Genomic DNA, 13,536 nt, shown 5'->3' on the forward strand with positions numbered 1-13,536 from the left:
TCATTGTGACTCTTCAGACGCTTATATAGGCAGCGGCAGGCGTTCCGTCAGGGGGATCTGAGGGCTGTTTTCACTCTCCTGCGACGCCAGCGCACCCCTCTCGAAGATGTGTCTCGCCCAGGACACGCGCACCACGGCGCCGCCCCCCGCAGCCTCCGGTGCGTTCGAGAGCGCGAGATGCGCGCCGGACCGCTCGATCAGGGTCTTGGCGATGAAGAGCCCGAGCCCCAGGCCCGCCCCGACCGTGTCCCCGGGTTCCTGCTGCGAGCGGTCCGGGCTGCGGGTCGTGACGTAGGGTTCGCCGGCGCGGAGCAGGACCTCGCTCGAGAAGCCGGGCCCGTCGTCGCGGATCTCCAGCGAGACCCGTTCGAAGGTCCAGCGGGCCTCGATCACGACGCGGCTCCTGGCGAAGTCCACCGCGTTGTCGACGATGTTGCCCAGCCCAAACATGATTCCGGGATTGCGGCGGCAGACCGGTTCCGGCCCCTCGCCGCGGGAGGTGACGTCGAGCTGGATCCCCATGGCGCGCTGGGGCTCGACCAATTCCTCGACGATGTGGCTCAGCGAGACCGTCTCGAGGAATCCCGCCTCGTCGCCCTCGAGCGAGGTCAGCTTGGACAGGATACCGCGGCAGCGATCGACCTGATCGCGCAGCAGGTTGAGGTCGTCGCGCACGGCGGGCGAGGCGGTCGCCCCGAGCTGACGCGTTAGTTCCTGCGTCACCACCATGATGGTGCCCAGCGGCGTGCCGAGCTCATGCGCTGCGGCTGCCGCGAGCCCGTCGAGCTGCGAGAGATGCTGCTCCCGGGCGAGGACCAGTTCCGTCGCGGCGAGCGCCTGGGCGAGCTGGCGGGTCTCCTCGGCGACCTTCCAGGCATAGACGCCGGTGAAGGCCGTGCCGAGCAGGATCGCGGTCCAGACGCCCGAGATGTAGAGGAACGGCAGCTCCAATCGTCCCTCGGCGAACCAGGGTAGGGGGCGATGGACCAGGGCCAGCAGCGTCGCGAGCCCGATCGCGAGGAGACCGAGCGCCAGGGTTCGCTCCGGGGGGAGCGCGGTCGCCGAGATGAGGACCGGTGCGAGGAACAGCAGCGAGAAGGGATTCTGAAGGCCGCCGGTGAGGAACAGCAGCGCCGCGAGCTGCAGGATGTCGAAGGCGAGCAGAAGGGCGGCCGAATCGTCGCTGAGGCGGTAGCTCGCAGGAAATCGGATGCGCAGGCCGAGGTTCAGCCAGGACGAGGCGGCGATGACGAGAAAGCACCAGCCGAAGGGAAGCGGCAGGCCGAGCCCGAACTGCGCCCCGACCACGGCCGCGCTCTGCCCGGTGATCGCGAGCCAGCGCAGACGCACGAAGGTGTCGAGCCGCAGGTGACGCGCGTCGCGAACGAAGCCGCTGGGACCCATGTCGATCATTGCAGGGCTACGATAGGGGCGGGGTGGCCGGCGTCCATAGAACTTTCGAACGGGAGGCGACCGGTGCGTTAAAGCTTCACCGATATCTTTTGTCGCGCGTTGCGCTTCCCCGCCGCCTTCGTGCACAGGCGATGGCGGAACCTACCGAACGACCGCCCTGTTGCTTGGCGCGGGGCGCATTCGGTACGCGCACCGGAATGAGACGAAGGACGGCCGCTGTCATGAACATGGCATATTACTGGTACGAGGCCGCCCGCTGGATGACGCATCCGGCCCGTCTGGCCGCCGACGTGACCAAGCACAGCCTCGGCAACCCCGCCAATCCGCTCTCCTACTCGCCCTATGCCCGCTCGATGGCCGCGGCATGCGAGATGTTCGAGCGCGTCACCCGGCGCTATGCCAAGCCCGCCTTCGGTCTGACCGAGACCTCGGTCGACGGCGCCAGCGTGCCGGTCAGCGAGCGCGTCGTCTGGGAGCGGCCGTTCTGCCGGGTCGTCACGTTCGATCGCGGCTTCGTGCGAGGCCCCACTGAGCCGCAGCCCAAGCTCCTGATCGTGGCCCCGATGTCGGGCCATTACGCGACGCTCCTGCGGGGCACGGTCGAGGCCATGCTGCCGGACCATCAGGTCTTCATCACCGATTGGACCGACGCGCGGATGGTGCCGGTCGCGGCCGGACGCTTCGACCTCGACACCTATATCGACTACCTGCAGGACATCTTCCGCGATCTCGGCCCGGACCTGCACGTGATGGCGGTGTGCCAGCCGGCCGTGCCGGTCTTTGCCGCCGTGGCGCTGCTCGAGGCGCAGAACAGCTCGGCCGTCCCGGTCTCGATGACGCTGATGGGCGGCCCGGTCGACACGCGCCGCTCACCGACGGCGGTGAACTGCCTTGCGCAGGAGCGGGGCACGAAGTGGTTCGAGCGCAACTGCATCACCACGGTGCCGGTCGGATACCCGGGCGCTTGGCGCAGCGTCTATCCCGGCTTCTTCCAGCTCTCGGGCTTCATGGCGATGAACCTCGACCGCCACGTCAACGCCCATGCCGAGATGTTCGACCACCTCGTCACCGGCGACGGCGATTCCGCCGAGAAGCACCGCGACTTCTACGACGAGTATCTCGCCGTGATGGACCTCACGGCCGAGTTCTACCTGCAGACGGTCAAGACCGTGTTCGTCGACCATGCGCTGCCCAAGGGCGAGATGATGCACCGTGGCGTGCGGGTCGACCCCGCCGCGATCCGGCGCTGCGCCATCCTCGCAGTCGAGGGCGAGAACGACGACATCTCCGGCGTCGGGCAGACGCTCGCCGCGCTCGAACTCACGCCGAACCTGCCAGGCGAGCGCAAGGCCTACCATCTTCAGCAGGGCGTCGGCCATTACGGCGTCTTCAACGGTTCGCGCTACCGCAAGGTCATCGCACCGCGCATCGCGGGCTTCATCCGCGAGATGGCGGCGCAGCCCGCGGCCAGGGTCGTCACGCTGCGCGAGGCCGGTTGAGGTCGGTCCGGCGGGTCGCCGACAGGATGGATGCGGACGGGGGCTCCCGCCGCTAAGCTCCCGCCATGCGACTCGCCCTGCTGCGCAAGCCCGATCCGGATCACCTCGACATCGTGCACGACGGCGCGCCGTTCCGCATCGTCCTCAGGCGGCGCCCGACGGCCCGCCGCCTGACTCTGCGGGTCAGCAGCGCGACCGGCGACGTCGTAATGACGCTGCCCGCGCGCACCTCCATCGCCACGGCGCAACGCTTCGCCGTGAGCCACGGGGGCTGGATCGCGGCGCGCCTGGCGCGGGTGCCCGAGCGCACCCTCCTCGAACCCGGTGCGATCGTTCCGCTGCGCGGCGTCCCCCACCGGATCGAGCATCGCGGCGAGCGCAGCCGCGCCACACTGGCCGAGACCGTCGGCGAGGAGGCGGTGATCGCGGTCTCTTGCGAGGCGCCGCACGTGCCGCGGCGCGTCCGCGACTTCCTGGAGCGGGAGGCGCGGGCCGACCTGCGCCGCTCGGTTGAGACCTATGCGGCCGCCCTCGGCCAGGCTCCGAAGCGGATCACCGTGCGCGACACCCGCAGCCGCTGGGGGTCGTGCACAGCACGGGGCGATCTGAACTTCTCCTGGCGCCTCATCCTGGCGCCGCCCGTCGTGCTCGACTACCTCGTGGCCCACGAGATGGCGCACCTGCGCGAGATGAACCACTCGCCGCGCTTCTGGGCGCTCGTGGGCTCGCTCTGCCCGCATGTCGAGGAGGCCGAGCGCTGGCTGAAGCGCAACGGCGCGGCGCTGCATCGCTACGGGTGACGAGCGGGGCGTGGAAGCTTCGAGGGATCCTGCTGCTGCGGCCTCCCTGGCCTGATGTGATGTGAACCGGCAATGCCATGACGTGGAAGCGAGCGTTGGTCGTGTCGGCAGCTGCAGCAGCGATCGCTCTCGGTGCATGTCGATCATCCTCCCGCGGGGAGCGTGAACCGCGCTGACCGCCCATGATGTCGCGTGGCGCCGGGGCGAGCCGCGGGTGCACAAGGGGCTGCGCCTGATCCCGGGCGGGGTGCCCCGGCACCACTCCTGCATCGGCGCGGCGGGAGCCGGCATGGACCTGAACTCGATCGGAGCGGTGGCCGTCCCGCGCTCGCGGGAGGCGTTGGCGGACTGGCGCGAGGGCGACGCCTGGCTCGCCGGCGGGACGTGGCTGTTTTCCGAGCCGCAACCGACCCTGCGCCGGCTCGTCGACCTCGCGGGTCTCGGCTGGCCGCCCTACGACGTCGAGGAATCCGGCCTGACGCTCGCGGCGACCTGCACCATCGCGCAACTCGACCGGCTCGAACCGCCCGCCTCCTGGATCGCCGCGCCCCTGATCGGCCAGTGTTGCCGGGCGCTCCTCGGCTCGTTCAAGATCTGGAACATGGCCACCGTCGGCGGGAACATCTGCCTGGCGCTTCCGGCCGGTCCGATGATCGCGCTCTGCGTCGCCCTGGAGGGCACCGGCGTGGTCTGGACTCGCCGGGGCGACGAGCGGCGCAGCCCAGTGCGCGACCTCGTGCTCGGGCCGCAACGCAATGCCCTGGCGCCGGGCGAGGTGCTGCGGGCCATCGAAATTCCCGACGCGGCCCTGCGACGGCGCACAGCGTTCCGGCGCGCCGCGCTGAGCCCGGCCGGGCGTTCCGGCGCCCTGGTGATCGGCACGCACGACCCGAGCGGCGCCTTCGCCCTCACGGTGACGGCGGCGACCCGCCGGCCGGTGCGGCTCGCCTTCGAGGCGCCACCCGCGGCCTTGGAGCTGACCGATGCGATCGAGGAGGCGATCCCGGACGAGGCCTATTACGACGACGTCCACGGCGCGCCTGAGTGGCGGCGCAACATGACCCACGTCCTCGCCGAGGAGATCCGGCGCGAGCTCGGCGAGAGGACGTCATGATCGTCACCGTCAACGGGCTTGATCAAGAGGTGGAGCCCCGGCCCGGGCAATGCCTGCGCACGCTCCTGCGGGAGCTCGGCTGGTACGGGGTGAAGAAGGGCTGCGACGCGGGCGATTGCGGCGCCTGCACCATCCACCTCGACGGCGAGCCGGTCCATAGCTGCCTCGTCCCGGCCCACCGCGCGGAGGGCCGCCGCGTCACGACGATCGAGGGGCTCGCGGGGCCCGATCACCTGCATCCGATGCAGGCGGCGTTCCTCGCCGCCCAGGGCTTCCAGTGCGGCTTCTGCACGCCGGGCATGATCATGACCGCGGCCGTCCTCGACCAGGCGCAGCGGCGGGACCTCGGCGCGGCGCTCAAGGGCAATCTCTGCCGCTGCACGGGGTACGGCGCGATCGCGGACGCCGTCGCCGGAATCGCTCACGCGGAGGCCGGCGGGAACGATCCGTGTGGCCGCAGCCTGCCGGCGCCGGGCGGACGCGGGATCGTCACCGGCACGGCGCCCTTCACCTTCGACCTTGCGATGCCTGGGCTCCTTCACATGAAGGTGCTGCGCTCGCCCCACGCCCATGCCCGCATCCTGCGCATCGACCGGAGCGCGGCGCTCGCGGTGCCTGGAGTCGTGGCGGTGTTCACCCATGAGGATGCGCCGCGGACGCGCTTCTCCACGGGACGCCACGAGAACCCGGGCGATGACGCCCCCGACACGCGGGTGCTCGACGATGTCGTCCGCTTCGTCGGCCAGAGGGTGGCGGCGGTCGTCGCCGAGAGCGAGGCTGCGGCCGAGGCCGGCTGCGCCGCCCTCGCGGTCGCCTACGAGGTCCGGCCCGCCGTGTTCGAACCGGAGGCGGCGCTCGCCGCCGACGCACCCCTGGTGCACGCGCCGAACGAGCTCCTGGGCGAGGACGCCGCGCCGGGCCAGGCGCATCCGAATCTCGCTGGCGAGGTCCACGGCGAGATCGGCGACGTGGAATCGGGCTTCGCCGAGGCCGACCTGATCTACGAGGGCACCTACGCCTCTCAGCGCGTCCAGCACGCGCATCTCGAGACGCAAGGCGCCGTGGGCTGGCCCGACGCGGCCGGCCGGCTCGTCATCCGCTCCAGCACGCAGACGCCGTTCCTGACCCGCGACGCGCTCTGCGCGCTCTACGGGCTCGATCGTGAGGCGGTGCGCGTCGTCTGCGGCCGGATCGGCGGCGGGTTCGGCGGCAAGCAGGAGATGCTGACCGAGGACCTCGTGGCGCTTGCCGTGCTGGCGACGGGCCGCCCCGTGAAGTGGGAGCTGACCCGCGAGGAGCAGTTCACGGCCTCCACCACCCGCCACCCGATGACGGTGCGGGTGAAGCTCGGGGCCCGCCGCGACGGCGTGCTGACCGCCATCGCCCTCCGCGCGGTCTCCAACACGGGTGCCTACGGAAACCATGCCGGCGGCGTCATCCACCACGGCTGCAACGAGGTGATCGGGGTCTATCGCTGCCCGAACAAGCGCGTCGACGGTTACGCGGTCTACACCCACACGCTGCCCAGCGGCGCCTTTCGCGGCTACGGGCTGAGCCAGACGATCTTCGCGGTGGAATCGGCCCTGGACGAGCTTGCCCGCGGGCTCGGTCTCGATCCCTTCGAGATGCGGCGTCGCAACGTCGTGCGGCCCGGCGATCGGATGGTCTCGAACAGCCTCGAACCGCACGACGTCGAATATGGGAGCTACGGGCTCGATCTCTGCCTCGACCATGTTGCGGCCGTCCTGGCCGAGGCGCCGCGCGCGCCGCCCGCGCCGGGGTGGCTGACGGGGCAGGGGATGGCGCTGGCCATGATCGACACGATCCCGCCTCGGGGGCATCACGCCGAGGCCCGGATCGCCCTCCTGCCAGACGGCACCTACCGCCTGAGGGTCGGCACCGCCGAGTTCGGCAACGGCACCACGACGGTTCACGCCCAGATCGCGGCCTCCGCCCTCAGCACGACGCCGGACCGGATCGCGATCGATCAGGCCGATACCGACTCGGTCGCGCACGATACGGGCGCCTACGGCAGCACAGGCATCGTGGTGGCGGGCCAGGCGACCCTGAGGGCGGCGACCGCGCTTGCCGAGGCGATCCGTGCCGCGGCGGGCCGCCGGTTCGGCCGGGAGGAGGGTGCGTGCCGGCTCCTGCCCGATCGGGTCTCGGCAGGCGAAGCGACGATCCCTCTCGCCCTACTTGCGGCCGACGACATCCCGGAGGCGGTGGGGCGGGCCGACGGCTCGCCGCGCTCGGTCGCCTTCAACGTTCAGGGCTTCCAGGTCGCGGTCGATCCGGTGAGCGGCGAGGTGCGCATCCTGCGCAGCATCCAGGCCGCCGATGCCGGGCGGGTCCTCAACCCGATGCAGTGCCGCGGGCAGGTGGAAGGTGGCGTCGCCCAGGCCATCGGCGCAGCGCTCTACGAGGATTTCCGCATCGACGACGCCGGCGCAGTCGTCACCCGGACTTTCCGCAACTACCACATCCCGGCCTGCGCCGACCTGCCCCGGACGGAGGTGTGGTTCGCCTCCACCCACGACCGCATCGGCCCGCTCGGCGCGAAGTCGATGAGCGAGAGCCCATTTAACCCCGTCGCGCCGGCGCTCGCCAACGCCATCCGCGACGCGACCGGCGCGCGGCTCACGCGCACGCCCTTCGCGCCGGACCGGATCTTTCGGGCTGTAGGAGCTGCGACCGGAGGTTCACCCACCGCTGAACTCAGCGCGCCAGTTCCGGGGCCGTCTGCTTCCGCTCGCTGTAGCGGTCCACCAGGTAATCCGCCCGTTCCCGGGTCAGCAGGGTGAACTTGACCAGCTCTTCGCATACATCGACGACGCGGTCGTAGAGCGCTCCCGGCTTCATCCGGTCGTCCTCGCCGAATTGCGTGAAGGCCATCGGCACCGAGGATTGGTTCGGGATAGTGATCATCCGCATCCAGCGCCCGAGCACGCGGAGCGCATTCACCGCGTTGAAGCTCTGCGATCCGCCCGAGACCTGCATCACGGCGAGCGTGCGCCCCTGCGTCGGCCGCACAGAGCCCTCGCTGAGGGGCAGCCAGTCGATCTGGCTCTTCATGACGCCGGTGAGCGTCCCATGCCGCTCCGGGCTGACCCAGACCTGGCCCTCCGACCAGAGGGAGAGAGCGCGCAATTCCTGCACCTTGGGGTGGTCCGCCGTCGAATCGTCGGGCAGCGGCAAGCCGCGGGCGTCGTAGATGCGGACCTCGCCGCCCATGCGCTCGAGGAGTCGCGCCGCCTCGTGGGCGAGCAGCCGGCTGAACGAGCGCTCGCGCAGCGACCCGTAGAGGATGAGAAAGCGCGGCGGGTGCGCGAAGGGTGCCCGCACCCCCAATGCATCGGCGGTCGGCGCTTGGAACAGGTCCTCGATAAGGTTCGGCAAACCGTCGGAAGGGCTGGGTTTCGGCTTGTCCAAGGCTTCGCTTTCCTCTATGCGTCGATAGCACTGGACATATAGAAGCAGTGATGGATCAGCAGCAAGCCCTCGTCGCCTTCGCGGCCCTCGCCCAGGAGCATCGGCTCGGCATCGTCCGCAGCCTGGTGCGGGCCGGGCCGGAGGGTCTGGCCGCCGGGCTCGTGGCCGAGGCGGTCGCCTGCTCGCGCAACAACGTCTCCTTCCACCTCAAGGAGCTGGAGCGCGCGGGGCTGATCCGGTCGCGTCGGGAATCCCGCTCGATCATCTACAGTGCTGCCTACCCGGTCCTGTCCGAGCTCATCCAGTTCCTTATGAGGGATTGCTGCGAGGGGCGTCCGGAGATCTGCAACCCCGCGACGGAAGCCCTCGCCGCCTGCTGCCAACCTGCCACCCGGGAATCCGTCCATGCCTGACAGTGTCTCCAACCTCCCGTTTCACTGCACCGGCAACATCACCCGCGCCGCCCTTGTCGGCGCGACGGTCCCCCGGTCCGAGGTGGCGTGATGGACGTCGTGATCTACCACAACCCGGCCTGCGGCACCTCGCGCAACACCCTGGCGCTGATCCGCAACGCCGGGGTCGAGCCCCACGTCGTCGAGTACCTCAAGACGCCGCCGAGCCGCGCGCTTCTGCGCCAGCTCGCCGAGCGGGCCGGGATCACCTTGCGCGCGATCCTGCGGGAGAAGGGCACGCCCTACGCGGAGCTCGGCCTCGGCGATTCGTCGCTGACGGACGAGCAGCTGCTCGACGCCATCGAGGCGCATCCGGTCCTCATCAATCGCCCGTTGGTCGTGAGCCCGAAAGGGGTCCGCCTGTGCCGCCCGTCCGAGGCGGTCCTCGACCTCCTGCCCGAGCAGCGGGGCGCGTTCGTGAAGGAGGACGGCGAGCGCGTCGTCGACGAGCAGGGGCGACGCATCGCCTCCGCCTGACCCCACCCGATCCTCCCCGAGAAGAAACGGCCCCGATGCTCGCGCTCGCGATCTTCATCGTCACCCTCGTGTTCGTCATCTGGCAGCCAGGGGGCTTCGGGATCGGATGGAGCGCCCTGATCGGGGCCGGCGCGGCCCTCGCGACGGGCGTGATCACGCCCGGCGACGTCCCGGTCGTCTGGCACATCGTCTGGGACGCGACCTTCACCTTCGTCGCCCTGATCATCATCTCGCTCCTGCTCGACGAGGCGGGGTTCTTCCACTGGGCGGCCCTGCACATCGCCCGCTGGGGCGGCGGGCGGGGGCGCCTCCTGTTCCCCCTGGTCATCCTGCTGGGCGCGGCCATCGCGGCGGTCTTCGCCAATGACGGCGCGGCGCTGCTGCTGACGCCCATCGTGCTCGCCATCCTGCTCCGGCTCGACTTCAAGCCGGCGGGGGCGCTCGCCTTCATCGTCGCCTGCGGGTTCGTGGCGGATTCGACCAGCCTGCCGCTGGTGATCTCGAACCTCGTCAACATCGTCAGCGCCAACTTCTTCGGGATCAGCTTCAGCCGCTACGCCGCCGTGATGGTGCCGGTGAACCTCGTCTCGCTCGCCGCCACCCTGGCGGTGCTCTGGCTGTTCTACCGGCGCGATCTGCCGGCGACCTACGCCGTCGGCGAGCTCGAGCCGCCGCGCGATGCGATCCGCGATCCCGCGGTGTTCCGGGCGGCGTTCCCGCTGCTCGGCGTGCTGCTCGTCGCCTACTTCATCACTGCGCCGTTCGGCGTGCCGGTCTCGGTCGTCACCTGCATCGGCGCGGCGATCCTGCTGGGCCTCGCCCTGCGCGGGCGGGTCATCCCGATCCGCAAGGTGCTCGCCGGCGCGCCCTGGCAGATCGTGCTGTTCAGCCTCGGCATGTACCTCGTCGTCTACGGCCTGCGGAACGCCGGCCTGGCCGACGAGCTGGCGAAGGGCCTGACCTGGCTCGCCGGGCAAGGCCCCCTCGCGGCCACGATCGGCACCGGCTTTGCCGCGGCCCTTCTCTCGTCGGTCATGAACAACCTGCCGAGCGTGCTGATCGGCGCGCTCTCGATCCAGCAGGCCCCGGACCTGTCGCCGCTCATGCGCGAGCTGATGGTCTATGCCAACGTCATCGGCTGCGATCTCGGGCCGAAGTTCACGCCCATCGGCAGCCTGGCGACGCTGCTCTGGCTGCACGTGCTGGCGAGCGGGGGGCAGCGGATCACCTGGGGTCAGTACATGCGGGTGGGTCTGGTCATCACCCCGCCCGTGCTCTTGGTCACGCTCGCCGCGCTGGCGTTCTGGCTGCCGCTGCTCGGGCCGACGGGCTAGGTTCCGGCGCAAGGCCGACCCCGTCGCGACCCTGTCGCCGCATCGGACGCGGCACGCCGGCGTCCGGCGGTCACTTCGCCTCAGGGCGGGTTCACCTATGCGAAGGCCCCCTCGCGCGAACGGGTCCACCCTGGGATCGTCGAGATCGTCTCCTCGGCACGGCCCTGCCGGTGTGTTTTCCTCCAGAGTTCAGGCCGGCAGGGCCACGGCCCGCTCGCACGCGACGGCGTGATCCGCGGCAGCATCGGGCGCGGCCCCACGACCGAACACGGCTCCGCATTGAACCATGCGTCGAGGCCGGAGGTTACGGGCTCAGAAAACAATCTCGGAAGGAACCGCCATGACGCGCCTGAACCAGCTCTGCTGTGCCGCCACCGTTGCCACCCTCGGCCTTCTTCCCATGACGGTCTCCGCGCAGGAAAACGGCCCCTGCACGGACGACATCGCCAAGCTGCGGCGCGAGCTGAGCACGCAGGTCGGGCTCGGCGCTCCGATCTCCGAGCCCGATTACGGTCAGCAGAAGGGGCCGAACGACCGGGCCGGCCAGCAAGCGGCCGCCAGCACGACGGGCAGCACGGGCAACCCCTTGAAGCCGGGCAGCTCCGAGACCGATCGCACGCAGCCGGGCGGTGCGTCGCGCGAGAGCGGCGGCTCCCCCGGAACGGTCGGCGGCGTGTCCGGCCCCACGGGCGCGACGGGGCAGGCGGATGGTGTGGCGAGCGGGCGGGTTGCGACCTCGCCTGAGGACGTGCGCCGCCAGTCCGAGAACCGGCCGACGGCAGCGGCTGCCGCCGCGCAGGGCGGCGACCCGAAGGCTTCGCCCGAGCGCTCGACCGAGGACAAGGCCTCGCAGGCCAAGATGGCTCTCCAGCGCGCGATCGACCTGAACGCCAAGGGTGACGGCGGTTGCGCGAACGCGGTCAAGGAAGCCCGCGGACTCATGCCTCAGGGCCAGAACCGCTAAGGCGCCGTTCCGGCACTCAAGGCCGAAAGGGAAAGGCCCCGCATCCCGATCGGATGCGGGGCCTTTTTATCGGCTGCCGTTAGTAGAAGAGCGGACGCGGGCCGTAGAAGCCGTAGGGCCGGTAGAACGGCCGCGGACGGTAGTAGCCGAAGCGCGGACCATAGAACCGGCGGGGCCCGTAGAAGCCGTAGGGCCGGTAGAACGGCCGCGGACGATAGTAGCCGAACCGCCGCCCGTAATAGGTGACGTTCGAGGCTGCGGCTTCGCCGGCGACCGCGTCGACCGGAGCGACAGCGAGGGGGGCAGCATTGGCAGCCGAGGCGAGACCCAGGCCGCCGGCGATGGCCGCAGCCAACGCAAGCACCTTCATGCGCGTCATAACAAGACCTTTGCTTGGAGTTGGTGACGGGCCACCGACGTGTGCGGCACCCGACACCGCATGGATAGCCGCTGCATTCTGAATTTCAGATGAGCTTGGCTGTAACGAGCGAGAAACACTCAGCAACGGTTCAGTATCATTCGTAATGCGTCGGGGTCGAACCATCCGTGCCGAGCGGCAGCGTGATCAGGCAGTGCACGCCGTCGGGCGTGAACTCGAGCCGCGTCGCAGCCTGCAGCTGATAGGGCAGGGCGCGCTCGATCAGCTCGCGCCCGAAGCCGCGCCGCGGCGGCGCTCTGCCGGCCGGCGTGATCACGCGGCTCTCCCGCTATTCCAGCTGCAGGGATGCGTCGCCGCCCTGGTGCTCGATGCGCCAAGTGATGGCGAGCCGGCCGGCCGGTTGCGACAGGGCTTGGTATTTTGAGCGCGTTGGTGGTCAGCTCGTGAAGCCCCATGGCCAGCGGCTGCACCCGGCCGCCCGGCAGCGCCACGCGGGGGCCGCTCACCGTGACGCCGTCCGAGCGCAAGGCGGCGTGCGCCCGCATCTCCGCCTGGATCAGGTCGGAGAGCTCCAGGACGAAATCCTGCCCCTGCGCCAGGAAGTTTTGCACCTGGCTGATTGCAGCGAGCCGGGCATCGAACTCGTCGCGGGCCGGGGAGGGGGCGAAGCTGCGACTGGCGACCGAGCGCCACGGCGAGCAGGTTGCGCGAGCGGTGCTGGAGCTCGCCCACCAGCACGGCCTGCTGCTCCTATAGGCGCTTCAGGTCCTCCACGTCGGTCGTGGTGCCGAGCCATTCGAGGATGCGGCCCTGAGCGTGGCAGGGCTAGGGCGCTCCCCTTAGCGGCAGGGCGCGGGTCTGGTGCCAACGATAAGCACCATCCGAGGCGCGCCGGACCCGGTACTCGACGTCGAGCCGACCCCGCTGCTCGACCTCCTGCCAGCCGTGCAGGGCCGCCGCCCGGTCAGAGGGATGCAGTGCCTCGAGCCATCCCAAGCCGTGGCTCGCCTCGTGTCTCTCGCCGGTGTTATTGAGCCCTTGCTGGAACGCCCAAGTTTAAAGGCTGATGTCGCAGGCGCGCCAGACTAGTTGCGGGATCCCAAGGCGAGCTGCGGAGGCGACTAATGCTCTCGCGCAGGGAGGCTCCGAGTGCTTTCAATCCGTCACCATACCGAGCTGGACTCCTCGCTCCTGCACGAGGCTGAGGAGCCGCTCCCAGACGCCGGCACGCGCCCAGCGAATGAAAATCTGGGCTGCGCGCCACCACGGACTTAGATTCTTCGGAACGGCTCGCCACTTGGCCCTGTTCTCGTGCCGGCAGAGGATCGCTGAGAGGGTGCGCCGTAGATCCTGCGGCGGCGTCTTGGCTTTTGGACCGCATGCCGCGACCAGCGGCCCCAGTTCAGACCATTGCACGTCGCTCAGCATCGTTCCTCCTCCGAGGAGACAAAATACGAACACAGCCAATCAGTTCAGACGACAGGCCCTAGAGGATCTGCACCGTAGTGCTCCAGCACCGACGCTCATTGATCCCGCCAAGGTTTAAAGTTTAGAGCTTCGTGAAATTCTTGGGCTTTGACAGCTTGGTCGGCAAAAAGTGCAAAATGGCGAGCCTTTCAGCGCCGTGTCGACCTGATCCTCGTTGTGGCTTAGCCAAGGTTCGGGCTCGTTG

12 protein-coding genes and 3 pseudogenes are annotated in these 13,536 nt (G+C 69.9%); 8 read left to right on the forward strand and 7 right to left on the reverse strand.

The annotated features are described in order from the left end of the window. Positions 1-21: 21 nt before the first annotated feature. Positions 22-1,413: an ActS/PrrB/RegB family redox-sensitive histidine kinase gene (locus MFF55_RS13860; RefSeq protein WP_238244682.1), complete on the reverse strand. Its 1,392-nt coding sequence runs from the start codon at positions 1,411-1,413 to the stop codon at positions 22-24. 221 nt (positions 1,414-1,634) lie between these two features. Here MFF55_RS13860 and MFF55_RS13865 point away from each other — a divergent pair, with 221 nt between their 5' ends. The 4 genes from MFF55_RS13865 to MFF55_RS13880 all read left to right on the forward strand — a co-directional run bounded on the left by MFF55_RS13865 (position 1,635) and on the right by MFF55_RS13880 (position 7,630). After that, a complete protein-coding gene (locus tag MFF55_RS13865; RefSeq protein WP_238244683.1) occupies positions 1,635-2,912 on the forward strand; it encodes a polyhydroxyalkanoate depolymerase in 1,278 nt (425 codons plus the stop codon). Between the two features lie 65 nt (positions 2,913-2,977). After that, positions 2,978-3,712, forward strand: coding sequence for a M48 family metallopeptidase (locus MFF55_RS13870; protein WP_238244684.1), 735 nt, complete (start codon positions 2,978-2,980; stop codon positions 3,710-3,712). A 289-nt stretch (positions 3,713-4,001) separates the two neighbouring features. Continuing rightward, positions 4,002-4,826, forward strand: a complete 825-nt coding sequence (locus MFF55_RS13875) for an FAD binding domain-containing protein (protein WP_238244704.1) — start codon at positions 4,002-4,004, stop codon at positions 4,824-4,826. Next, complete coding sequence (locus tag MFF55_RS13880; protein ID WP_238244685.1) at positions 4,823-7,630, forward strand: molybdopterin-dependent oxidoreductase; 2,808 nt, start codon at positions 4,823-4,825, stop codon at positions 7,628-7,630. Before MFF55_RS13875 ends, MFF55_RS13880 begins: the two co-directional genes overlap by 4 nt. On the opposite strand, the gene arsH is transcribed toward MFF55_RS13880, so the two are convergent. After that, positions 7,545-8,258 (reverse strand): arsenical resistance protein ArsH, encoded by a 714-nt coding sequence (gene arsH, locus MFF55_RS13885; protein ID WP_283206743.1) that lies wholly within the window; start codon positions 8,256-8,258, stop codon positions 7,545-7,547. The genes MFF55_RS13880 and arsH overlap by 86 nt on opposite strands. A 50-nt stretch (positions 8,259-8,308) precedes the next feature. Between arsH and MFF55_RS13890 the strand changes: the two genes are divergently transcribed. From MFF55_RS13890 to MFF55_RS13905, 4 genes are all read left to right on the forward strand, one after another. Continuing rightward, on the forward strand, positions 8,309-8,671 hold the full coding sequence (locus MFF55_RS13890) for an ArsR/SmtB family transcription factor (RefSeq protein ID WP_444980374.1): 363 nt from the start codon (positions 8,309-8,311) through the stop codon (positions 8,669-8,671). Between the two features lie 90 nt (positions 8,672-8,761). Further along, entirely contained in the window at positions 8,762-9,187 is a 426-nt protein-coding gene (gene arsC / locus MFF55_RS13895; protein ID WP_238244687.1) for an arsenate reductase (glutaredoxin), read from the forward strand. 35 nt (positions 9,188-9,222) lie between these two features. Then, the gene (locus tag MFF55_RS13900; RefSeq protein ID WP_238244688.1) at positions 9,223-10,521 is read left to right on the forward strand and encodes an arsenic transporter; all 1,299 of its coding nucleotides are present in this window, start codon (positions 9,223-9,225) and stop codon (positions 10,519-10,521) included. 340 nt (positions 10,522-10,861) lie between these two features. Continuing rightward, positions 10,862-11,485, forward strand: a complete 624-nt coding sequence (locus tag MFF55_RS13905) for a hypothetical protein (RefSeq protein ID WP_238244689.1) — start codon at positions 10,862-10,864, stop codon at positions 11,483-11,485. A 79-nt stretch (positions 11,486-11,564) separates the two neighbouring features. Here the strand turns inward: MFF55_RS13905 and MFF55_RS13910 are convergent, their stop codons facing one another. From MFF55_RS13910 to MFF55_RS13930, 5 genes and pseudogenes are all read right to left on the reverse strand, one after another. Then, positions 11,565-11,864, reverse strand: a complete 300-nt coding sequence (locus tag MFF55_RS13910) for a hypothetical protein (RefSeq protein ID WP_238244690.1) — start codon at positions 11,862-11,864, stop codon at positions 11,565-11,567. Positions 11,865-12,000: 136 nt separating this feature from the next. Further along, positions 12,001-12,180 carry a hypothetical protein gene (locus MFF55_RS13915; protein WP_238244691.1) on the reverse strand — a complete coding sequence of 60 codons (180 nt, stop codon included), beginning with the start codon at positions 12,178-12,180 and terminating at the stop codon, positions 12,001-12,003. 238 nt (positions 12,181-12,418) lie between these two features. Beyond that, positions 12,419-12,475 (reverse strand): annotated as a pseudogene (locus MFF55_RS27160) (hypothetical protein); the annotation flags it as partial. A 214-nt stretch (positions 12,476-12,689) separates the two neighbouring features. Further along, positions 12,690-12,875: pseudogene (locus tag MFF55_RS13925) on the reverse strand (PAS domain-containing protein); the annotation flags it as partial. Positions 12,876-13,028: 153 nt separating this feature from the next. Next, positions 13,029-13,292 (reverse strand): annotated as a pseudogene (locus MFF55_RS13930) (transposase); the annotation flags it as partial. Between the last annotated feature and the right edge of the window lie 244 nt (positions 13,293-13,536).

The sequence above is a fragment of the Methylobacterium iners genome (genome assembly GCF_022179305.1).
Classification (GTDB): Bacteria; Pseudomonadota; Alphaproteobacteria; order Rhizobiales; family Beijerinckiaceae; genus Methylobacterium; species Methylobacterium iners.